The sequence below is a fragment of the Sphingobium olei genome (genome assembly GCF_042678845.1).
GTDB classification, from domain to species: domain Bacteria; phylum Pseudomonadota; class Alphaproteobacteria; order Sphingomonadales; family Sphingomonadaceae; genus Sphingobium; species Sphingobium olei.
Window position 1 is genome coordinate 15,537 of sequence record NZ_JBHTLS010000120.1, and the last position, 21,180, is coordinate 36,716.

Here is a 21,180-nt window from a genome sequence, read left to right on the forward strand (position 1 = left end):
GCCGTGCAGGGCCGGGACAAGGTTGGGGAGGATAGAGGAGCGTCTTTAGAAGTTGAACCGGACGCCCGCGCGGTAGATGCGGCCCAGCGTGTCGTAGAGCGCCGGATTGATGTCGAGCCCGGTGTTGGTCTGCGGCGATGCGACCGGATCCTTGTCGAACAGATTGTCCACCTTGCCGTAGATCTTGATGGCCGGCGTGATGTCGAAGGTGGCGCCCAGATCGACGTAGAAGGCGCCCTTCATCTTGTTGAAGTTGACCGTCGTGTGGTTGGCGTCCGAGCGGGGGCATCCGGTCTGGCAGACGACATAATTATTGTTGAACACGCCGTCGCTGATCCACCGTTCCTGCACCGTCAGGCTGAACCGCCCGCTGTCGTAATTCTGGATCGCGAGCCACTTCCAGTCGGGCGTAGCGCCGGTGTTCGCGCCGGCATTGTCGATGTCGGCGACGCCCGCAATGCCCGCCTTCACGATGAACTTGCGAACGTGCGTGCCCAGCGCCCGAACGGTGAAGCTGCCCGGCAGGCCGAGCGGCTGCTGCCACTGGTAGCTGGCCTCGATATCGAAGCCGCTGGTCTTCCACGACGCGAGGTTGAAGGGCTGGACGTTGATGAAGTTGTTCTGCTGGTTCAGGTTGTCCAGGCTGAAGCCGCCGCAGAAGGCCTGATTGCCCTCGAAGCAGAAGCGCACGATCTGGTCGGCCGACAGCGTGGAGACGACGCCCTTCAGCTTGATGTCATAATAGTCGAACGACAGGCTGAGCCCCGGTGCCCAGGACGGCCGGGCCAGCACGATACCCAGTTCGGTGTTGCGCGCGATTTCCGGACGAAGATTGGGGTTGCCGATCGTGTTCTGGAACGCGGAGACGCCGCCGATCGCCGGGCCGCCCGGAAAGCGCGGGAAGGGGTTGGTGAAGTTGGGCAGCGTCGTGACGGTCGGCGCGGCGAATAGTTCAGACAGGTTCGGCGCACGGACGTCGCGCGACGTCACGCCGCGCAGGCGCACGCCGTCGATCGGCGTGTCCCAGGTCGCGCCGATCTTCCACGCCCACACGGTGCCAGACGTGCTGTAGTGGGTGCCACGACCCGCCGCATTCAGGTTTGCACGGCCCATCGCGTCGCTGTTGATGAGCGGGATGTCGACTTCCAGGAAGCCTTCATACACCTCATATTTGCCGTTGCCGTTCTTGTAGTTGCCGGCCGCCCAGTTGCTGCCCAGCTGCGAATTGAGCAGCGGATCGGCGGGATAAGCCGCGCTGTTGGGGCTGAGCGCCGACACGCCCGCGCCGTAGGGGTCGGCGTTCACGCGATAGAACTCACGCCGATATTCGCCGCCGAACGCGACCGACACCGGGCCGGCCCAGCTTTCGAACGGATTGCCCGAGAAGTTGGCGCTGGCGACGTCCTGCGTCAGCTTGGTGTGCTGGAACGGGCCGTTCTCGTGCGGCGCGACATAGGCAAGAGCCGAAGCGGACGGCGCGAAGTTGCCGAAGACGTTGACGGGGACGCAGCCATTGGCCCGCGCCACCGGATTACGGCACACGATCGCGCCGTTGAGAGTGATGGCGTCGCTCGCGGCAAGGTAACGGTTGCCCAGCACGATGTCGCGGACCTTGATGTCCGAGATGGTTATGCCATGCTCATAATAGGCGTCGTAGTTCCAGTCCGTGCCCGCCGCCCCGAACGATCCCTTCAGGCCGCCGACGAAGCGGTACTGCTTTCGGTCCGTGTAGACCTGAGGATCGGGGAAGGACGCGTTGCTCGACCCGAAATTGAACTCGGTGATGCCCGCGGCGGCGCAGCGATCGCGGATCAGCTGCGGCAGGTAGGCGTTGGAACATTGCACAACCATGTTCGGCCGGTTGTAGCCCGGGCTCGGCTGATTGTGCGTCTTCACCTCCGCCACATTGACGGTCAGGTAAATTTCATTGTTGTCGGCAAAGTCATAACCGATGCGGCCATAGCCGTTGACGCGCTCCAGCGAGGATTTGAGCGAAGCGCCCGACCCCGGGGCGCCGGACAGGTCGCCGCCGACGCAGAAACTGTTGCCGGGATAGCAGTTGGTGACGCGCCCGGTGCCGGTCGGCTGACCGTTGGAACCGTACTGGAAATTATAGGGATTGCCGGCGGCGTCGAACGCGATGCCCTGCAACGGCCCGTTGTTGATGAGACCGTAGCGTGCATATTGATAGGGCTGCGCATAGTCGGAATAGACAAGCTGCGGCGACCCGTTGTCCGGCTGTCCGGTATTCATCAGCGTCGTCGCGCGATACCAGTTGCGGCTGCCGGCCAGATCGGTGCCGAAATCGCCGGCACCCACGCCGCCTTCATGGTCATATTCGCCGCTCAGCACGACATGCAGGCGATCGTCGGCAAAGGACTTGCCCCAGGCGCCCTGCACCAGTGCGGTCTCGTCATCACCATATTTGGTGATGCTGCCCATGATATTGCCCTTGAACCCTTCGAAATGGGTGTCGGTGATGAAGTTGACGACGCCGCCCACCGCGTCCGACCCGTAGGATGCGGACGCGCCGCCCGTCACCACGTCGACGCGCTTCACCAGCAGCTGCGGGAACATGGAGATGTCGGGCACGCCGGTCACGTTCGCGCCGACGACGCGCTGGCCGTCGAGCAGCGTCAGCGTGCGGATCGGGCCAAGGCCACGCAGCGAGAAGGAGCTGAGGCCCTGCTGGCCGCTCGACGTGGAGAAGGTGCCGGTGGCAGCGCCGGTCGACCCTTGCAGCGAGGGCAGCTGCGCGATGGTATTGAAGATGTTGGGCTGCGCGTTGTTGGCGATCTGCTCTTCGCCGATCACCTGTGTGGGCGTGGGCGCGTTGAAGCCGCTGGTGGTGATGCGCGATCCGGTGACGACGATGTTCGCGTCGCCGGCGGCTTCCTGCTGCGCTGCCTGCGGCGCGACCGAACCCGCGTCCTGCGCCTGCGCGGCGCCGGCCAGCGCCATGGCGGCCACCGCCGCCAGGCTCACGCTCGCCAGCTGCCGATGAATTCCGATCGTCACCTTCATGGATCTTCCCCTTTTTTCTCGGCCGCCCTCCCATAGGCGACCGCGCCCATATCGGGCGATCTCTTCAACACTAGCCGCCTAGGCCGCCGCCGACACTTACGACATAGGTCGTAGGTGCCAGCGCGACGGGCCATTTTCAGGGCCTTGCAGCGTAGAGCGCGTGATGCGTCAGGATGAACAAAGTGCGCTTGTCAGGACCGCCGAACAGAATCTGAAGCGGCCTGTCGGGCACGTCGATCCGGCCCGCTTCCTTGCCGTCCGGACTGTGGACGAAGATCTGCCCGTTGGCGACGAACACGCGGCCCTGCCCGTCCACCGCCACGCTCTCGCCGCCGCGATTGGCGAAGGGCTTCAGGCCCTTGAGCGCCCCGCCCGCGCCGACGATACCGCTATAGGTCACATTCTCCGATGCGTTGGTGACGAAGACGCGCTCACCCTGCCGGCCGGACACGAATCCATGGGCGTTCAGGCTGTCCGACCAGCGCCAGCCGGTATGATCGACCGGCCCCTGCTGCCATGTGCGGAAGGCGGGCAGCGACAGGCTGCCATCGGGCGACACATATTCGCTGGCCTTGGCGCTCCCCGCGTCGCGCGCGAACATCTCGGCCAGCGTGGTGAACTGATATGTCTTGAAATCGAGCTGGTCCCTGAACTCGCCATTGTTCCACCAGTTGACCGGCAGCAGCGTGCGCGCCGTCCCGCCGCTGCGCACGGGCGTCGGCTGGATCAGCGTCATCGCGTCCTTGGGTCCGGCAGGATCGAAGGAATAGACCCCACCCTTCGCCCCCAGGGACGACAGCACCATCACATGCCCCGACGCGTCGATGGCAAGGTTGACGGGGTCGAGTGCATGATCGCGCACGATCTCCAGCCCCTTGGCCTCGCTCCAGCGATGGATGCGCTGGAACCGCCGATCGATGAAGTAGAGCGCTCCCGCCGCATCCACCGCCGCGCCGGAGATCGACCAGAAACCCTCCTCCAGCTTCCTGACCTCGCCACGCGGCGCAACCGCCGGAATGGCGCTGCCCGCCGGCCCGATGTCCAGACTGGCGAACTCCCGCTCGCGCACCAACAGCTTTCGCGTCACATCCTCGATCGCATTGTCGAACGGATATTTGCTCGCCCGCAGGAAGGTGCCGCAGCCTTCGTCGTCGCAGGTCGCATAGCCGCTCTCGGCATTCACATGGACGTTGCGGAAGCGGATGTCGCCCGAATTGGTGATCTTCACCGCGCTTTTTTCCGGCGCATAGGTGCGGGTCACGCGATAGCCGTGATAGTTGGCGAACAGCAGGTTCTTCGAATTGCGGATGTCGAGCGAAATGGCGTCCGGCCCGTCGCCCACCTCCTGTTCGGTCTGGGGCGCCAGGAACTCCCAGTTCTGGACATTGTCGAGCACGAACTCGTTGCGGGCATGATGCTCGACCGACATTTCGTAGACATGGCCCGGCGTCGCCGTGTCCGTGATGTAGAAGCCCGCCTGCGCGAAGCTGTTGGGGCTCCACACGTCGACGAAGGTGCCGCCACCCCCATCCGTCACCCAGATGCTGGGATATTGCGCGTCCAGCCTGTCGTCGGTGATCGGATCGCCGGTATGGACGCGCGCCGCGCCCAGCATCGTGCCATCGGCCGTGGGCGTGCCGCCCCCGCCCATGATCTTGACGTCGTTGACCAGGCTCTTTTCTCCCGACCGCCACAGCAGGGCCGACGCGCGCGGATTGACCCGCCCGGTGAACAGGCCGAGGCCGGACAGGATATTGTCTCCGCCCCTCGGACTTTCCAGGATCGGCATCACGCTGCCCAGTCCTGCATGGGCCGGATTATTGTCGGGAATGTAAAGCTGCGTGATCGCGGGATGCAGGCCTATGAGCACGCTGTCCGGCCGCAGCGTCAGCCGGTTCGTGACCTTGTAGAAGCCGGTCGGGAAATAGAGGATCTTGTTGGCGTCGATCGCCTTCTGGATCGCGGCCGTGTCGTCCGCCTTGCCATCGCCCACCGCGCCCAGGGTGCGGACATTCACCCATTCCGCCATCGGCGGCAGGTCGCGGATCGCGTCGGCGCGGGCCAAGGGCATGGCGGGCAGTGCCTCGATCTGCGCCTGCGTCTTATACTCCCCCATCTGCCCAAGCGCGGGCACCGACAGCCCATAGGAGAAGGAGGCCACCTTATACGCCTTCCCCTTGCCGTTCACCGCCTGCCCGCTGTCGCGGAAACGCGCGAAGGTGGGGCTGTTCAGGGCAAGCGCATTCTCGAACCCGATCTGCGTGAAGACATTCTTCTCGTTCGATATGACGATGCCGGCCTTCGACACATTCTCGAACCGGACATCCTTGCCCCACAGGCTGTCGCCATAGCCGCGGTCGATCTCTATGCCGACCGGCGTGTTGCGAATGGCGACATTGACCAGCGTCAGGTCGACCTCATGTTCGCGGATGGCAGCGGCCTTCTGCCCGTTGAAGGTCGAATCGAGCAGCGTGAACTGCCAGGCGGGCGACGTCTTTTCGCTGACGATGCCATAGCGGCCGCCCTCGAAATGGACATTGTCGATGACGTTCCCGGCCTGGTAGACGCCGGCGAAGGCGCTCCCCAGGCGGAAGTCCATGTGGCTCAGGAACGCGTGCTGTGCCATGCGAAAGCGGACGCCCGCCGCCGCCGGATTGCCCGCGCCGATCTCGATATCGACATTGCTCATCGCCGAATAGAAGGTGCCCGAATTGGCGTCGCGAACGATCTTGTCGCGCGGCACCACGGTCGGCACGGGCACCGGCACCTGCCCGACGTTATATTGGTCGCCGCCGCCAAAGACGATCATGGTCGACACGCCTTTCTGGAAGCCCGGCGTATTCCTGCCCAGCAGGATGACCGGCCGCGTCGCGCCCACGCCATAGACGCGCACGCCCGCCGGCACGACCAGCGTCTTGGTGATGCGATAGCGGCCGGACGGCAGGAAGACGATGCCGTGCCCCGTCTTGTCGCGCGCCTTGTCCAGCGCGGCCTGGATCGCGTCGCTGTCGTCGGCGCGGCCGTCGCCCTTGGCCGCGACCGTCACCGCATGGGGCTCGTCGGGCGCGACCGGGAACAGGGATTGGCTGGCGGCAAACGCCGCGGCCGGCGCGCCGAGGGCCGTTGCCGCCAAAAGCGCCGCGATCATGCTGCGTGCGATCATAGCCGCCTCTCCTCACTGGCTGGTGCTGGATGCTTCCCCGCTAGGGGAGCCGGCGCGCCTTGGCACTTGCGACAAAGGTCGTAGTTTCCAGCGCCCCACCGCTGCCGGTATAGCGGGATCATCATGGCGAGGCTGCAAACGGCCCGCATTTCCTTCGCGAGACCGCCTTGCCTTCCTCCCCCGCCCTGCTTCCGTCCGCGCCGCCCGTCCTCATCGTCATGGGCGTCAGCGGCTGCGGCAAGTCGACGCTCGGCGCGTTGCTGGCGCAGACGCTGGCATGCCCCTTCCTGGAGGGCGACGATTTCCATTCCGCCGACGCGGTGGAGAAGATGCGCAACGGCACCCCGCTGACCGACGAGGATCGTTGGCCGTGGCTGGAGCGGCTGGGCAGCGCGATCGCGGGGGCGAAGGCGGACAACGGCGTCGCCGTCGCGGCCTGCTCGGCGCTGCGCAAAATCTATCGCGACCGGCTGCGCACGACGATCGGCGGGCCGGTCCGGTTCGTGATGCTGGACAATGATCGCGACGCACTACTCACCCGGCTGGGCAACCGCCCCGGCCATTATATGCCCGCCAGCCTGCTCGACAGCCAGCTCGCCACGCTGGAGCGGCCCCTGCCCGACGAAGGCGCGATGATCCTCACGACCGACATGCCCGCCGAAACCCTGCGCGACCGGGTGCTGGGCGCGCTGCGCTAGATCGAGGCCCGCCTCACGGCATCAACCGCCGCCGGCCTTCCCACAAATGCCAGCGCATCGCCAGCGCCGCGCCTTCCGGGTCTTGCGCCCGGATCGCGTCCACGATCACGTCATGCTCGCGCAGCATCGTCGCAATCACCTGCGGCGGGCGGGACCGCGAAATGTCCACGCCCGCGCGCATGATCTTGTCGATGTCGGGATGAAGCGCCTCCAACGCCAGGCGGAAGGCCGGGTTGCCCGTCGCCTCGGCGATGCGGCGGTGCAGTTCCATATCCTCGGCATGGGCCGGCTCGCTCGACAGCAGCGCCTCGCGCAGCAATTCCATGCCCTCCTCGATATGCGCCATTTCCTGCGGGGTCCGCCGCGTCGCCGCCAGCCGCGCGGCTTCCGCCTCCAGCACGAACCGCACCTCATAGCTGCCGAGGGTGGTCGGCAGTTCCGCCGCCGACATGAAGGCCGACAGCCGCTCGGACGGCCGGCTCTTGACGAAGGAACCCGCCCCACGCCGCGCCTCCGTAATGCCGTCCGACGCCAACCGCATCAGCGCCTCGCGCACGATCGCGCGCGACATGCCGAACATTTCGGCCAGCCGCGCCTCCGAAGGCAGGCGCGCGCCGACCTCCAGATCGTCCGCATTGATGATGTCGACGATCGCCGCATAGGCATGATCGGACAGGCGCGGCGCGCTCATCGCGACCGCCCTGTCACAGGATGCTGCTGGCGATCAGCACCAGCAGCAGACCCACGACCGCGACCACCGTCTCCATAACCGACCAGGTCTTGAACGTCCCCGGCATGTCGGTGCCGAGATAGCTTTTCACCAACCAGAAGCCCGGATCGTTGACATGGCTGAAGAACAGCGAACCCGCACCGATCGCCAGCACCATCCATTCGGGCGCGACGCCGGACGCCGCGACCAGCCCCTCCATGACGCCCGCAGTCGTGATCGTCGCAACGGTGGCGGAGCCGGTCGCGAGGCGGATGCAGACGGACACGCCCCAGGCCAGCAGGATGGGAGAAATCGCCCCGCCCTGCGCGATCCGCACCAGCATGTCGGACAGGCCGGCCGTCACCAGCACCTGCTTCAACGCGCCGCCCGCGCCGATCGCCAGGATGATGCCGCCCGCCGGCGTCATCGCCTCGGTCCAGATCGCACCCTGCACATCCCTGTCGGCAATGCGCCGCCCGAACAGCAGCGGCAGCGCGACGAGCACCGCGACCAGCAGCGCGACGACGGGATCGCTGATCCATTTGAGCCACTCGAAATGCCCGGCGACCTGCGGCGGCATCAGCGCCACCGCCTGCCCGGCCGCGATCAGCACGACCGGCAGCAGCACCGCCGCCAGCGCCCGCCCGACCGAAGGCGTCGCGACGTCAAGGTGGACGGGGTCGAGCAGCGGCGGGCTGAGTTTCACGCCGGGCGCGGTGAAGCGCGCCAGCAGCGGCCCGGCGATGATCGCGGTCGGAATCCCCACGATCAGGCCGTAGACCAGCGTCAGCCCCAGATTGGCGCCCAGCGCGTTGACCGCCAGCAGCGGCCCGGGGTGCGGCGGCACCAGCGCGTGGACTACCGACAGGCCCGACAGCGCCGGCAGCATCAGCTTCAGCTTGGCCGTGTCGTCATTCTGGCCGTTGGGCAGCGCCGCGGCAGCCGACGCCACGATCGGCAGCAGCAACACCAGGCCCGTCTCGAAGAAGAGTGGCAGGCCGATCAGCAGTGCGGTGAACAGGCTGGCCCAGGGCGCGCCCCGTACGCCGGACATGCGCAGCGCCGCGCTGGCGATCCCGCCCGCGCCGTTCGACAGTTGCAGCATCGCGCCCAGCCCCAGGCCCAGCGCCACGACCAGCCCGGTGCCGCCCAATATGGTGCCCGCGCCCTTCTCGACCGCCTTGGCGGTTTCCTCCATCGGCAGCCCGGCCAGCAGGCCCACGGTGAAGGCGCCGCAGAGCAGCCCGACAAAGGGATGCAGACGTCCCTTGATGATGAGCAGGATGGACAGCGCGATGCCGGCGACGGCGGCGATCAGCAGCCGGTAGTCGGCCGGATTCACAGCACCCGCTCCCGTTGGAAGCGCAGGGAGCCCAGGTTGTTGCGCTCCGTCGACCGATGCAATGGTAACGTCATCTTTTCCGCCCCTCTCCCCAACCCGCATCCAGTGATTCGATCGGTCGAACCCTGAAAATCTGTTAGACAGGTTATACATAAATGCCACGCTAAACTAGGATAATTCGCGCACATCATCAAAATTCGCTTGAATCTGTCTGACTGATTCTCCTATCGTTAGCGATAACGAATCTTGGTTTTCGGAACGCGTCCATGTTCCGCGCGGGATCAGCCAAAGGGAGAGGTCAGATGCAATTCGCCATGGAACTGCAGCACAGGCACGATCCGCAGGATCGCCGGATCACAGACGCGCAGCCCATCCCCGCTCCCCACCTCACCCCGACCCAGATGAAGGTGCTTCGCTGCGTCCATTCCGGCCTGCTCAACAAGCAGATCGCTTATGAACTCGGCATGGCCGAAGCCACGGTGAAGGTCCACATGACCGCCCTCATGCGCAAGCTCAACGTGCGCAATCGCACGCAGGTCGCAATCGCCCGGTCATTTCGGCTGGATGCAGCACGCCTGACTACCCCTCCGCGATTTACTATCCTATAGGATGTGCGGAGCAAGAACAGGGGCATGGCGTTGTGCCCCATTTGTCGGAGGGTTGAAGGCATGGAGCATTCGCGCAGGGCATTGATCGGCGGCATCGGCGCAGGACTGGCGCTGGCCGGAAGCGGCGCACCCCGCGCCTTCGCCCAGAACCGCAAGATCGGCTATGCGGTCGTCGGCCTCGGCTCCTACGCCACGCGCCAGATCATGCCGAACTTCGCCGGCTGCGACAGCGCCAGGCTGGTGGCGCTGGTCAGCGGCACGCCCGCCAAGCTCGAACAGTTCGGCACGCAATATAAGATCCCAAAGACGCACCGATACAGTTATGCGGATTTCGACCGCATCCGCGACAATCCCGACATCGACGCCGTCTACATCGTCCTGCCCAACAGCATGCATGCCGAATATAGCATCCGCGCGGCGCAGGCGGGCAAGCATGTCATGTGCGAAAAGCCGATGGCAATTTCGGTTGCGGAATGCCAGGCGATGATCGCCGCGTCGAAGAAGGCGGGCAAGAAGCTGATGATCGGCTACCGCTCGCGCTTCGAGCAATATAATCGCCTCGCCATCGACCTGGCGCGCAGCGGCCATGTCGGCCCGACGCGCCTCATCACCGCCGAACATGGCTTTCCCGCTCAGCCCAACCAGTGGCGTCTGGACCGGCCGCTGTCGGGCGGCGGCTCGCTGATGGACATCGGCATCTACAGCCTCAACGCCGCGCGCTACCTGACCGGCGAGGAGCCGGTGGAAGTGAGCGCGGTCGAATCCACCGACCGCAACGATCCGCGCTTCAAGACGGTGGAGGACCGCATCAATTTCATGCTGCGCTTTCCCTCCGGCATCATCGCCAATTGCGTGTCGAGCTACAGCTCGTCGCACAACAGCTACCGGGTCATCGGTACGCAGGGCTATATCGATATGGAGCCGGCCACGCCCTATCAGGGCCAGAGCATGACCATCCGCAAGGACGGCGTCGCCACCCCCCGCGTGCTGCCGGCGGCGGCAAAGACGCAGTTCGCCGGGCAGCTCGATCATCTGGCCGAATGCATCCTGACCAACGCCACGCCCATCGTGCCGGGTGAGGAAGGCCTCGCCGACATGCGCGTGATCGAGGCGATCTACCGCTCCGCCGCCGAACATCGCAGCGTCGGGATCAAGGCCTGACACGGCGCGCGCGCGGCCGGGCTCAGGCCCGGCGGCGCACCGCCTCATGGTCGAACTGCGTCACCGAAATGCGATCGCGCCCTCGCTGCTTGCTGACATAGAGCTGCCGGTCGGCTTCCGCGATCCACCGGTCGGACGCCGCCTGCGGGGTACAGCGGGCGCTCGCGACGCCGATGCTGACGGTGATGTAGGGGCTGACCTGCGATCCTTCATGCGGGATGTTGAGCGACTGAATCTGCAGCCGGATGTCGTTGGCGACCATCTCCGCGCCGGCGGCGTCCAGGCCGGGCAGGATGCAGGCGAATTCCTCCCCGCCATAGCGCGCGGGCAAATCGGTCGCGCGCTTCACCGCCCGGACCAGCGCCGCCGCCACCATCATGATGCAACGGTCCCCGGCCGGATGGCCGTAGGTGTCGTTGAACTGCTTGAAGAAATCGATGTCCAGCATCACCACCGACAGCCAGTCGCCGGTCCGGGCGAGGCGCGCCGCCTCCAGATCCAGCGACCGTTCCAGATGGCGGCGGTTGCTCAGGCCCGTCAGCGCATCGGTCACGGCCATCGTCGCCAGCTGATCGCGCAGCCGCTTCAGCTCGACATGGTTGCCCACCCGTCGCCGCAGGATGGCGGGCTGCACGGGCTTCGTCACATAATCGATCGCGCCCAGCGACAGGCCGCGCATCTCGTCCTCCGTGTCGCCAAGGCCGGTTGTGAAGATCACGGGGATGTCGGTCAGCAGCGGATCGGCCTTCAGCCGGCGGCACACTTCGAACCCGTCGATGCCGGGCATCAGCACGTCCAGCAGCACGAGGTCCGGCTGCGCGGTCTTCACGACCTCCAGCGCCTCCCGTCCCGACGTGGCGAAGCAGACCTCATAGTCCTCTTCCAGCACCGCATTCATGATCTCGATGTTGGAAATCTCGTCGTCGACGATCAGGATGGTTCCCTTGCTCATGACGGCACACCTTCACGGCCGGTGGCCCTCTCCGCGTCCAGCAGGGACAGGGCGGCTTCATAATCCAGCCTGTCCAGCGCCTGGTGGATCGGGTGTCCCCGTCGCTGTCCCTCGTCCAGCCCCATCGCGTCGGCGAAGCGCGCGAAGGCCGCCCGCGCGCCAAGGCTGCGACGACACAGCAGGTCGCGCAGGTCGATCCGGCGCGCATCCACCATGGCGCTATCGGCGGGTGCGCCCGACGGAACGGACGCAGCCGCATCCCCCGGCTCCAGCGTCCGCGCCGCCGCGATGGCGGGCGCGATCGCCGCCTCAAGCTGCACGATCGCGACTCGCGCCTGCTCCACCTCGCCCGCCGCGAGCATCCGCTCCAGCTCGGCCGCGATGTCCTGCACGGCCGCCAGCTCCAGCGATCCCGCCGCGCCCTTCAGGCTGTGCGCCAGGCGGTGCGCGTCGGGGAGCAGTCCAACCCCGATATAGGTGCGCAGGTCGCGCCCGACATCGGCATAGCTCCGGGCGAAGCTCAGGATCAGCTTGCGCAGCAGCGCCGCTTTCCCGTTCACGCGTTGCAACGCGGCCGACAGGTCGAAGGGCGGCAACTGATCGGGCAGCAGGGACGGAGCGGACTTCCCGCTCTCGACGGCTGGCTGCGGTGCATGGCCCGCAGGTTGCAGCCAGCGCTCCAGCGTGCGCATCAGCGTCGCGGGGTCCACGGGCTTGGCGACATGATCGTCCATCCCCGCGTCCAGGCAGCGCAGCCGCTCCTCCTCATAGGCATGGGCCGTCATCGCGACGATCGGCAGCCGATCGGACGGCCAGCGCTCCCGGATCGCGCGCGTGGCGGCGATGCCGTCCATCTCGGGCATCTGCACGTCCATCAATATGGCGGCATAGCGCTCGCCCTGCTGCTCCATCTTCTCGCAGGCGACCCGGCCATTTTCGGCCACATCCACCTGCAAACCGCCATCGGTCAGCAATTCCACCGCGATCTCGCGGTTGATCTCATTATCCTCCACCAGCAGCACGGTCAGGCCGCGCAGCCCCTCGGCGACCCGCGGCACCGTGCCTGCATCGGCCGCGACGGCGGCGACCGGTTCCGTCCGCGCGAAGAGGCCCGCTATGCTGTCCAGCAGCGTGTCTGGCGCGATCGGCTTCGTCAGGAAGGCGGCGACATGATCGTCGCGCGCGCCGGCCCGGAATTCGTCCGCGCCATAGGCAGTGATGATGCAGGTCCGGGGGCGCTCGCCGCGGAACGGCGCGGCCTGGATCGCCTCGACCACTTGGGCTCCGTCCATGCCCGGCATCTTCCAGTCCAGCAGCACGAGGTCATAGGGGCTTCCTGCCTGATCGGCGGCCTGCACCGCCGCCAGCGCCTCGTCGCCCGAGGCCACCAGTTCGACGGCCATGCCCCACCCGGCAAAGATGTCGTGCAGTATCTGTCGCGAGGCGGGATTGTCGTCAGCCGCCAGCACATGCAGCGTCCGAACATGGTCGGGCACGGCGTCGTCGCCTGCCGCTGTCCCGCCCGCCCGCGCCATGCGCATCCGGCACAGGAAGCTGCTGCCCTCGCCCGGCGCGCTCTCGACCCTTATGTCGCCGCCCATCCGCTCGACGATCTGCCGGCAGATGAAGAGGCCAAGGCCGGTGCCGCCGAAGCGCCGCGTGGTCGAACTGTCCGCCTGGGTGAAGCTGTGGAACAGCGATCGCTGCTGCTCTTCCGTCATGCCGATACCCGTGTCGCGCACGGTCAGCGCGATCATCGTCCCGTCCTCGTCCTGCGATTCGACGCCGACGCTGATCGTCACCCGCCCCCCTTCGGAAAATTTGACGGCATTGCTCAGCAGGTTCAGCACCACCTGTCCGAACCGCATCTCGTCACCCACCAGCCGATCGGGCATGTCGGCCGCGATCCGCGTCTCCAGCGACACGCGTTTCGTCTCGGCCGTTTCGGCGACCATGTTGATCTGGTTCTCGATCGCCCGGCGCAGGTCGAAGGGGCGCAGTTCCAGCGTCAGCTTGCCCGCCTCATTCTTGGAAAAATCCAATATGTCGTTGATCAGCCGCAGCAACGACATGCCCGCCTGGTTGATCTTGCCGATATAATCCTGCTGCTTGGGGTTGAGGTCGGTGCGCAGGACCAGATGGCAAAAGCCCAGGATCGCGTTCATCGGCGTGCGGATCTCGTGGCTCATGTTCGCCAGGAACAGGCTCTTGGCCCGGTTCGCATCCTCCGCCTCGCGGGTGCGGTCCTCCAGCGCCAGATTCTTCGCCAATATCTCCTCGCCCATCTGCTGGTTGCGGGCAAAGCTCTCGACCAGCATGTCGCTCAACCACACCAGCACCGCCGTCTGGAACGCCACGATGCCGGCGTGCAGCAGCACCCGGCCCAGATTGCCCGCGCCCGGAAACACGGCATAGGGCAGCAAGTAGAGCAGGAGCAGATGGTGCAGCGCCGTCGCCGTGGCGGCCGCCAGGATCGCGCGCTTGTCGCACCAGGCGATGGTCAACGCCAGCATCGCGAAGAAATACATGTGCATGTCCATCTGCCACGCATGGCCGCGCAGCAGGACCAGCAGGATGGCCGGTTCGCCCATCAGCGCGATGGCGGACAGATAGCGCGTGACGGGCGCGGTGCCGTTTCGCCGCCATGTCAGGTGATAGGCGGCGGCCAGCACCGCCCCCGCCCCAGCCGCGCCGACGGCCGAATGGCCGGTCATCATCGCCACCGACGCCAGCAACGGCACATGCGCCCAGAAGAGCGGCACGAGGAAACGTCCGAATTGCCCGCGCAGCGTATCCAGCTCGATGATCATGATGGCCTGTCCTCAACAAGGGGAGCGAGACAACCGCCCGGCGACGGCGCGTCGATGACGGCCCAGGCGCCCGCGCGGCGCAAGGCGTCGGGGAAATCGCTGCGGTCCGACCGGGCGATCACGATGTTGGCGAAGCGGCCCGGTTGAACCATTCGTCCATCCGCCGCGCGGACGATGTTGATGCTGTCCGCCAGAGTCGATCCCGGCGGCGCGATCACCGCATAGCTGCCCGTTCCGCCCGCTCCGGCCGACGACGCGGCAGCCAGCCCGGCGAGGCCCGCCACCAGCAACAAAGCTGCCGGCGCAAGGGCGGACAGCGCTCCGCCCTGTCCGCCCTTGCGAACGGGCAGCAGCCTGATCCCGGAAAAGATAACCCACTGATTCATACAGCCGCTATTCTGGACCCGGATCGTTAAAATCCTCAAAAGGACGCAGCAAAGATCGCTGCGAATGGGTCCGTTCCGCACTGCATGTGAAAGCTTTGGTTAACGCCCGCGCCCTGGCGCCCAGCGCCCTAACGCCGCGCCTCGAACAGCGATATGGGCTGCGCCTGCTGCAGCCTGACGGGCGCGTTCAATTCCCGCTGCAGCATCGTCATCATCCAGCTGCGATGATGGATCAGGAAATCGGAAAAGCCTTCGGGCCTTGCCGGGTCGAAGACGGGCACGTCCCAGTCGGCCGGCGGGGCCACATAGGTCGCGTCATATCGCCCCGAAGGATCCTGCGGCACGCCGATATGGCGGCCAAGGAAGCTGTTGCCGTCGAAGGCGATATACTCGGCGGGCGCAAAGCCCGGCTGGATCAGGTAATCGGGGCCGCTGCGGCCGGCTTCGCGGCCATAGCGCGCCGTTCCCGCGACACGGAAGGCGTTGCTGCGGAAGCGCACGTCGCGCGCCCATCCGTCCCACTGTGTCGCCACCACCATCTGCACGTCCAGTGCCGCCCCGACATGGACGACATTGCCCTCCACCAGCGCGTCCGTCACATTGCCGGCCAGCTGGAATATCCGCGTGCCGTCGTTCCGGCTGACGTTGAACCGCGCCACCGTGCCGCGATTGCCCAGATTGTCGCGGTCGTCGACCCTGGGCGAACAGATCAGCAGGAACCCGCCCTGGTTGTCGTGGCTGAAATTGTAGAGCAGCGTCGTGCGCCGGGAATTGAAATCGGAATCGAACCCCTGCCCGTCATACCGGGTGCGGGTATAGGCCGCCTCGTTCAGCTGGATCAGGCTGTTGTCCGTGCTCCATTGCCAGATGCCAGCGCTGTATCCCGGCGCGCGCGCTCCGGCCTGGCGCACGATATTATGCTCGATCAGAGCGCCGTCCGTGCCGCGCGGCACGATGCCGTCACCGCCCACATCCTCGACCAGATTGTCGCGGATGACGACCTGCTCACCGGGGAACCAGTTCGCGCGCGTCACCTGATCGCTGATCCCGGCGATGCCCGACCGATCGACCCGCCAAACGATGTTCCGCTCTATGGTGATGCCCTGGAACCGCGTCGGCCGTTTCGGCCCCAGCGCCTGGAACACGATCCCGCCATTGTCCTTGCGCGCGTTGGTGCCGCGCACGTCATGGACATAGGTGTCGGCGATGCGAATGCCGCGCGTCACGCCCCGGTCCTGCGCCGACACCAATATGCCGAAGCGCGATTCCGTACCTGCTACGCCGCCCGGCGTGTCGTTCGTGACCTCCAGACCACTGACCGTCACATATTCGGCGTTCAGCACGGCGACGCCATGGGGCGACACGCCGCCCGCCTCGATGCGGGGGCGGGGCAGCTGCCCGGTCGCGGCGACGATGATCGGGGCGGACGCCGTGCCCGATCGGGTGAGCGTCAGCGACTCGCGCCACACCGACCCGGCGGTCAGCATCACCTTGTCGCCGGCTTTCAGCGGAAAGGCGTTGACCCGCGCCAGCGACCGCCAGGCACGCTCAGGCCTCGTGCCGTCCGCCCGGTCGTCGCCGGTCAGCGCGTTGACATGATAGGTTTCGGCGGCCACCGGCGCGGCCAGCCCCGCCACCCAAACGCCCAGCAGGCCAGCCGCCACCCACATTTTCGGCAATCGGCTACTCCCGGCCTGCGGCTCCGCCCAAAGCGCCTTTAATTTTTTCGTTGGGGCACGGTAAAGGTGCCCGAAACGCGCCCGCTCGGGCTGGTCGCCGTGCCAGGCACGCCACTGCCGGTCGACCGGCCATCCACAGTGGACCGGCCGCTGTTGAGGTCCATCACCAGCCGCCCGCCCGTCAGCCGGTTGGCCCCCTGCGTCAGCGTGACATTCCCGAGCATCGTGATCAGCTTGGCGTTGAGGTCGTAGATCGCGACGTTGCCGCGCGCCGTCTGGTCCGCCTTGCGCACCACGACATTGCCCGACGCGTCGATCCGGTCGATTTCGATCCCGCCCATGCCGTCGCCGCTCGAAGCCGTTCCCGGCGGGTTGCGATAGGCGACCGTCATGCGCGCGGCGTTCAGCGTCATGCCCGCCTGCGTCACCTCGACATTGCCCGACACCAGCACGCGGTCGGCGCGGTCCTGCACCTCGATCCGGTCGGCGGTGAAGTTGACGGGCGCGTTGCTGTCATGATTCTTGAAAACCTGCGCGAAGGACGGCGCGCCGGCCCCGGCGAGCATCGTCGCCGCGACGCCGATCAAGCCGGCGGACGTCAGGATCAGGGTGCGTTTCATCACTTCTGCCCTTTGAGACCATTTTGATCGATGCGCAAGCGCGCGCGGCCGTTCAGCGTCACCGTCCGCGCCGCCATGTCGGCTTCCAGATGGTCGGCGCTGAACACGCCGATGGGCATGCGGCCGTCCACCCGTCCCGCGCTCTTCATCCGCCGGGTCTTGAGGTCGACGCCCACGTCCCGCGTGGTCAGCCTATATCCGCCGGCCGACTGGAACTGCACCGGCCCGTCGATCCCGACCCGCTCGGTCTCCATGTCGTACCGGCCCTTCTGCGCGGTCAGCACCGCCGGCCCGTCGGACAGCAGGATGCGCGCGGACATGGCGTTGAGATCGACGATCGGCTCGCGCGAGCTTTTCTGCACCGCGCTTCCTGCACGCAGGGAAAAGGGCTGCCCCTTGCTGTCCTCGCCGCGATAGAGCGCCTCGGTCACGCGCATCCGCTCCTTCGCGACGTCCACCTTGTTCTTGTCGAGAACGAAGCTGACGCCCTCATGCCCGGTGAAGGGCGCGGTCGCCAACAGCGCGGCGAACACGCCGACGGCGACCGGCAGCCAGTTCTTCAGCAGCGCGACGAGCCGGTCGTGGCTGCCGCCCGGCCGCGCCCAGTGGCGGCGCACGTCGCGTTGCTGATCGGCCTGGACGGACACGGACCTGCTGCTCCTCTTACATATGCGCGAAGATATCGATCTCCGGCCACCCGGCCAGATCCAGCTCCGCGCGATGCGGCAGGAAATCGAAACAGGCCTGCGCCAGTTCCATCCGCCCTTCGCGCACCAGCCGCTTGTCCAGTTCGGCCTTCAACTGGTGCAGGTAGCGCACGTCGGACGCGGCATAGTCCTTCTGCGCGTCGGACAGCACCGGCCCGCCCCAGTCGCTCGACTGCTGCTGCTTGCTGATGTCCTGGCCCAGCAGTTCGCGCACCAGTTCCTTCAGGCCATGGCGGTCGGTGTAGGTGCGCACGAGGCGCGAGGCGATCTTGGTGCAATAGGCCGGCGCGGCCACGACGCCCAGATAATGCCGGATCGCCGCGATGTCGAACCGCCCGAAATGATAGAGCTTCAACCGCGCCGGATCGGCCAGCACGGCGCGCAGGTTGGGCGCGGCATAATCGCTGCCGGGATTGAAGCGCACCAGATGCTCGTCGCCCTTGCCGTCGCTGATCTGGACGACGCACAGCCGGTCGCGCGGGGTGATAAGGCCCATCGTTTCGGTATCGACGGCGATCGGCCCTGGCGCCAGCACGCCGGCGGGCAGGTCTTCTTCATGGAAATGAACGGTCATGGCTTTCCCCTTATGGCGAAACCGCCTGCGCCGCAATCGACGCTTTCGCCCGATGCCAACCGGCGACGAAACGCCCCTCCAGCGCGGCGAAATGCGCGGTCTACGCCCCACCTTTTCCAAGAAGAACGGATCATGATCTTCGCAGTGAAAATCATTCGCGCTGCCCTGAAAAGTTGTTATAGTGATTCCCAAACCCGCCTTTGCGGTGGATTCTGCATGTCATTCGCCCGACATGTTTGTCCGATTGGTCTTGGGGCGAAGCGAAAGTGACTAACAGGGCATGAGTTTTGACAGAGGTCGCCGCGGCGGGCGCGGCAAGGACAAGCGCGACGGTTTCGGCGACGACAATTTTTACGGCGGTGGCGACCGCGGCGGTTTCGGTGGTGATCGTGGCGGCTTCGGCGGCGGCTTCGGTGGTGATCGCGGCGGCTTCGGCGGCGGCGACCGTGGCGGCTTCGGTGGTGGCGGCGGCTTCGGCGGCGGCAACCGTGGCGGCGGCTTCGGTGGCGGCGGCTTCGGCGGCGGCGGCGGCGGTGGCCGCGGCATGCCCGCGCAGGTCGTCGGCGAAGGCAAGGGCGTCGTGAAGTTCTTCAACGGCCAGAAGGGCTTCGGCTTCATCGTCCGTGACGATGGTGGCGAAGACGTGTTCGTCCATATCAGCGCCGTCGAGCAGGCCGGCCTGACCGGCCTTGCCGAAGGTCAGCCGCTCGGCTTCACGCTGGTGGATCGCGGCGGCAAGGTGTCCGCCACGGACCTGGTGATCGACGGCGAACCCCTCCCCGTCACGGATCGCGCGCCCCGCGAACCCCGCGCCGGCGGCTTTGGCGACCGTCCGGAACGCGGCGGCTTCGGCGGCGGCGACCGTGGTCCCCAGCGCCAGCTGACCGGCGAACGCGCCAGCGGCACGGTCAAGTTCTTCAACGCGATGAAGGGCTTCGGCTTCATTCAGCGCGACGACGGCCAGCCGGACGCCTTCGTGCACATCAGCGCCGTCGAACGCGCAGGCATGGCCGCCCTCAATGAAGGCGACCGCCTCGACTTCGAACTGGAAGTCGATCGTCGCGGCAAATATGCGGCGGTGAACCTCCAGTCCAAGGCAGACTGAACCGCGCCGACATCATCCCTGTCACAAGGGAGAGGATCGAGAGGGTCGCCCGACAGGGCGGCCCTTTTTCGTTGCGGGCCAGCGTCGGACCGATAAACCTTCTCCGCATGGACCTGATCTTCACCAAGCGCGGCGGAAAATTCGACGAACTCGCCGTCCATCGTCCCGGCCGCGCGTCCGAAACGATCCAGTGTCCCAAGCAGGGGATCATCCCGCACGACATGGTCCACTATGCCGTCGAAAGCACGCTCGCGCACAGCGGCTTCCTCTCCCTCGTCCGGAACGGCGCGGCCGCGGACCTCACCACCATGGGTGGAGACAGCGAGGAAGCGATCGAGCGTCTGGTCGAAACCTTCCAGGCGGAGATGTGGGGCGGGCGCGTGCCGGCCGAAGAGCTGATCGCGACCTATGAACATGCTTGCGACGCGCGCGGCCATGGCGCGCTCCCCGTAGCGGTGGCCGACATAGACGCCATCCGCCTCCGCCTCGATGAACTGACCACCCAATGGTCGGCACTGGCCGTCAACGATGCGATGACCCTTTCATTCTAGGGGCCCCTTTCCTATTCGACGATCGCCTGATCCACCTGATCAATGGCTTGCCGCTCCCCCTTCTTCCCGCCACTTCATCCGCCTCCATGCGCGACAAGCGCGAGAAGCGTCGCGAGCGCGTCGGGGAAGCGTCGGTGAGGCGTGCGAGACGCGTCGCGGGCGCTTCGCGGGAGATTCGACGCATTTGCGTGGCATAACGGTGTGAACTTCGTAGGTTTGGGCGAATCGCCCCTGCGCTACACCCCGTCCTTCCGCATCTTCGCCCGTCGCGCGAAGATGTTGAGCACCTCCACCAGCGTCGAAAAGGCCATCGCCGCGTAGATATAGCCCTTGGGCACATGCACGCCGAAGCCGTCCGCGATCAGCACCGCGCCGATCATCAGCAGGAAGCCCAAGGCCAGCATCACCACCGTCGGGTTGCGCGCGATGAAGTTGGCGAGCGGATCGGCCGCGACCAGCATCACCGTCACCGCCACGATCACCGCGATGACCATCACGGCCAGATTATCCGTCATGCCCACCGCTGTCAGGATCGAATCGAGCGAGAAGATCATGTCCAGCACGATGATCTGCGCGATGGCGCTGCCGAAGCTGATCGCCGTCTTGCCGTCCTTGCCCAGCACATCGTCGCTGCCGTCCGGGTCGACATTATGGTGGATTTCCTTCGTCGCCTTCCAGATCAGGAACAGGCCGCCCGCGATCAGGATCAGGTCGCGCCAGGAAAACTGCGTCTCGAACGTCGGCGCGCCATGCATGTCCGGCGGTCCGCTGAAACCCAGGTCGATCACCGGCTGCGTCAGCCCCACCAGCCAGGCGATCATCGACAGCAGCACCAGCCGCATCCCCAGCGCCAGACCGATGCCGATCCGCCGCGCCTTGGGCTGCTGGGCTTCGGGCAGCTTGTTGGTCAGGATGGAAATGAAGACCAGATTGTCGATGCCCAGCACCACCTCCATCACGACCAGCGCGATCAGCGCGGCAAGGGCGGCGGGGTCGGTAAAGGCGGAAAGCAGGCTGTCCATATCGGTCCTCGGATGCCGGAAATCGACACGCGGCCGAAACGGAACCGAGACCTTCGGGTTCCGCCGGAC

At 66.3% G+C, this 21,180-nt stretch carries 17 protein-coding genes; 5 read left to right on the forward strand and 12 right to left on the reverse strand.

The features are described from left to right. Window positions 1–45: 45 nt before the first annotated feature. Together ACFQ24_RS09690 and ACFQ24_RS09695 are read right to left on the reverse strand one after the other, a co-directional pair. Complete coding sequence (locus ACFQ24_RS09690; RefSeq protein ID WP_380910720.1) at window positions 46–3,024, reverse strand: TonB-dependent receptor plug domain-containing protein; 2,979 nt, start codon at window positions 3,022–3,024, stop codon at window positions 46–48. 136 nt (window positions 3,025–3,160) lie between these two features. Next, window positions 3,161–6,187, reverse strand: coding sequence for a glycosyl hydrolase family 28-related protein (locus tag ACFQ24_RS09695; RefSeq protein WP_380910722.1), 3,027 nt, complete (start codon window positions 6,185–6,187; stop codon window positions 3,161–3,163). A gap of 218 nt (window positions 6,188–6,405) precedes the next feature. Here ACFQ24_RS09695 and ACFQ24_RS09700 point away from each other — a divergent pair, with 218 nt between their 5' ends. Then, complete coding sequence (locus ACFQ24_RS09700; protein WP_380910779.1) at window positions 6,406–6,885, forward strand: gluconokinase; 480 nt, start codon at window positions 6,406–6,408, stop codon at window positions 6,883–6,885. Window positions 6,886–6,898: 13 nt separating this feature from the next. On the opposite strand, the gene ACFQ24_RS09705 is transcribed toward ACFQ24_RS09700, so the two are convergent. Both ACFQ24_RS09705 and ACFQ24_RS09710 read right to left on the reverse strand, forming a co-directional pair. Then, window positions 6,899–7,576: a FadR/GntR family transcriptional regulator gene (locus ACFQ24_RS09705; RefSeq protein WP_380910724.1), complete on the reverse strand. Its 678-nt coding sequence runs from the start codon at window positions 7,574–7,576 to the stop codon at window positions 6,899–6,901. Between the two features lie 13 nt (window positions 7,577–7,589). Next, on the reverse strand, window positions 7,590–8,936 hold the full coding sequence (locus ACFQ24_RS09710) for a GntT/GntP/DsdX family permease (RefSeq protein WP_380910726.1): 1,347 nt from the start codon (window positions 8,934–8,936) through the stop codon (window positions 7,590–7,592). Window positions 8,937–9,238: 302 nt separating this feature from the next. Between ACFQ24_RS09710 and ACFQ24_RS09715 the strand changes: the two genes are divergently transcribed. Together ACFQ24_RS09715 and ACFQ24_RS09720 are read left to right on the forward strand one after the other, a co-directional pair. Beyond that, window positions 9,239–9,544 (forward strand): helix-turn-helix domain-containing protein, encoded by a 306-nt coding sequence (locus ACFQ24_RS09715; RefSeq protein WP_380910728.1) that lies wholly within the window; start codon window positions 9,239–9,241, stop codon window positions 9,542–9,544. A 60-nt stretch (window positions 9,545–9,604) separates the two neighbouring features. After that, window positions 9,605–10,705: a Gfo/Idh/MocA family protein gene (locus tag ACFQ24_RS09720; protein WP_380910730.1), complete on the forward strand. Its 1,101-nt coding sequence runs from the start codon at window positions 9,605–9,607 to the stop codon at window positions 10,703–10,705. Window positions 10,706–10,727: 22 nt separating this feature from the next. Here the strand turns inward: ACFQ24_RS09720 and ACFQ24_RS09725 are convergent, their stop codons facing one another. The 7 genes from ACFQ24_RS09725 to ACFQ24_RS09755 all read right to left on the reverse strand — a co-directional run bounded on the left by ACFQ24_RS09725 (window position 10,728) and on the right by ACFQ24_RS09755 (window position 18,433). Further along, complete coding sequence (locus tag ACFQ24_RS09725) at window positions 10,728–11,657, reverse strand: diguanylate cyclase (protein WP_380910732.1); 930 nt, start codon at window positions 11,655–11,657, stop codon at window positions 10,728–10,730. Further along, window positions 11,654–14,467, reverse strand: coding sequence for a hybrid sensor histidine kinase/response regulator (locus tag ACFQ24_RS09730; RefSeq protein WP_380910734.1), 2,814 nt, complete (start codon window positions 14,465–14,467; stop codon window positions 11,654–11,656). The genes ACFQ24_RS09725 and ACFQ24_RS09730 overlap by 4 nt, the downstream gene beginning before the upstream one ends. Further along, the gene (locus tag ACFQ24_RS09735) at window positions 14,464–14,853 is read right to left on the reverse strand and encodes a hypothetical protein (RefSeq protein WP_380910736.1); all 390 of its coding nucleotides are present in this window, start codon (window positions 14,851–14,853) and stop codon (window positions 14,464–14,466) included. The genes ACFQ24_RS09730 and ACFQ24_RS09735 overlap by 4 nt, the downstream gene beginning before the upstream one ends. A gap of 128 nt (window positions 14,854–14,981) precedes the next feature. Beyond that, window positions 14,982–16,523, reverse strand: a complete 1,542-nt coding sequence (locus ACFQ24_RS09740; protein ID WP_380910781.1) for a right-handed parallel beta-helix repeat-containing protein — start codon at window positions 16,521–16,523, stop codon at window positions 14,982–14,984. Between the two features lie 47 nt (window positions 16,524–16,570). Further along, window positions 16,571–17,152: an LptA/OstA family protein gene (locus tag ACFQ24_RS09745; protein ID WP_380910738.1), complete on the reverse strand. Its 582-nt coding sequence runs from the start codon at window positions 17,150–17,152 to the stop codon at window positions 16,571–16,573. Further along, the gene (locus ACFQ24_RS09750; RefSeq protein ID WP_380910740.1) at window positions 17,152–17,799 is read right to left on the reverse strand and encodes an LPS export ABC transporter periplasmic protein LptC; all 648 of its coding nucleotides are present in this window, start codon (window positions 17,797–17,799) and stop codon (window positions 17,152–17,154) included. Before ACFQ24_RS09750 ends, ACFQ24_RS09745 begins: the two co-directional genes overlap by 1 nt. Window positions 17,800–17,815: 16 nt before the next feature. Continuing rightward, window positions 17,816–18,433: a ribonuclease D gene (locus ACFQ24_RS09755; protein WP_380910742.1), complete on the reverse strand. Its 618-nt coding sequence runs from the start codon at window positions 18,431–18,433 to the stop codon at window positions 17,816–17,818. Window positions 18,434–18,713: 280 nt separating this feature from the next. Between ACFQ24_RS09755 and ACFQ24_RS09760 the strand changes: the two genes are divergently transcribed. Continuing rightward, window positions 18,714–19,538, forward strand: coding sequence for a cold-shock protein (locus ACFQ24_RS09760; protein ID WP_380910744.1), 825 nt, complete (start codon window positions 18,714–18,716; stop codon window positions 19,536–19,538). Window positions 19,539–19,645: 107 nt separating this feature from the next. Next, window positions 19,646–20,089, forward strand: a complete 444-nt coding sequence (locus tag ACFQ24_RS09765; RefSeq protein ID WP_380910746.1) for a hypothetical protein — start codon at window positions 19,646–19,648, stop codon at window positions 20,087–20,089. A 236-nt stretch (window positions 20,090–20,325) separates the two neighbouring features. On the opposite strand, the gene ACFQ24_RS09770 is transcribed toward ACFQ24_RS09765, so the two are convergent. Then, window positions 20,326–21,111 carry a TerC family protein gene (locus ACFQ24_RS09770; RefSeq protein ID WP_380910748.1) on the reverse strand — a complete coding sequence of 262 codons (786 nt, stop codon included), beginning with the start codon at window positions 21,109–21,111 and terminating at the stop codon, window positions 20,326–20,328. Window positions 21,112–21,180 lie beyond the last annotated feature (69 nt).

Excerpts from the sequence above, each read along its gene's own strand:
- ACFQ24_RS09765 (WP_380910746.1), top strand. The coding sequence starts at position 19,646 with ATGGACCTGATCTTCACCAAGCGCGGCGGAAAATTCGACGAACTCGCC.
- ACFQ24_RS09730 (WP_380910734.1), bottom strand. The coding sequence starts at position 14,467 with ATGATCATCGAGCTGGATACGCTGCGCGGGCAATTCGGACGTTTCCTC.
- ACFQ24_RS09695 (WP_380910722.1), bottom strand. The coding sequence starts at position 6,187 with ATGATCGCACGCAGCATGATCGCGGCGCTTTTGGCGGCAACGGCCCTC.
- ACFQ24_RS09735 (WP_380910736.1), bottom strand. The coding sequence starts at position 14,853 with ATGAATCAGTGGGTTATCTTTTCCGGGATCAGGCTGCTGCCCGTTCGC.
- ACFQ24_RS09760 (WP_380910744.1), top strand. The coding sequence starts at position 18,714 with ATGAGTTTTGACAGAGGTCGCCGCGGCGGGCGCGGCAAGGACAAGCGC.
- ACFQ24_RS09715 (WP_380910728.1), top strand. The coding sequence starts at position 9,239 with ATGCAATTCGCCATGGAACTGCAGCACAGGCACGATCCGCAGGATCGC.
- ACFQ24_RS09720 (WP_380910730.1), top strand. The coding sequence starts at position 9,605 with ATGGAGCATTCGCGCAGGGCATTGATCGGCGGCATCGGCGCAGGACTG.
- ACFQ24_RS09725 (WP_380910732.1), bottom strand. The coding sequence starts at position 11,657 with ATGAGCAAGGGAACCATCCTGATCGTCGACGACGAGATTTCCAACATC.
- ACFQ24_RS09690 (WP_380910720.1), bottom strand. The coding sequence starts at position 3,024 with ATGAAGGTGACGATCGGAATTCATCGGCAGCTGGCGAGCGTGAGCCTG.
- ACFQ24_RS09745 (WP_380910738.1), bottom strand. The coding sequence starts at position 17,152 with ATGAAACGCACCCTGATCCTGACGTCCGCCGGCTTGATCGGCGTCGCG.
- ACFQ24_RS09705 (WP_380910724.1), bottom strand. The coding sequence starts at position 7,576 with ATGAGCGCGCCGCGCCTGTCCGATCATGCCTATGCGGCGATCGTCGAC.
- ACFQ24_RS09740 (WP_380910781.1), bottom strand. The coding sequence starts at position 16,523 with ATGTGGGTGGCGGCTGGCCTGCTGGGCGTTTGGGTGGCGGGGCTGGCC.
- ACFQ24_RS09770 (WP_380910748.1), bottom strand. The coding sequence starts at position 21,111 with ATGGACAGCCTGCTTTCCGCCTTTACCGACCCCGCCGCCCTTGCCGCG.
- ACFQ24_RS09700 (WP_380910779.1), top strand. The coding sequence starts at position 6,406 with ATGGGCGTCAGCGGCTGCGGCAAGTCGACGCTCGGCGCGTTGCTGGCG.
- ACFQ24_RS09755 (WP_380910742.1), bottom strand. The coding sequence starts at position 18,433 with ATGACCGTTCATTTCCATGAAGAAGACCTGCCCGCCGGCGTGCTGGCG.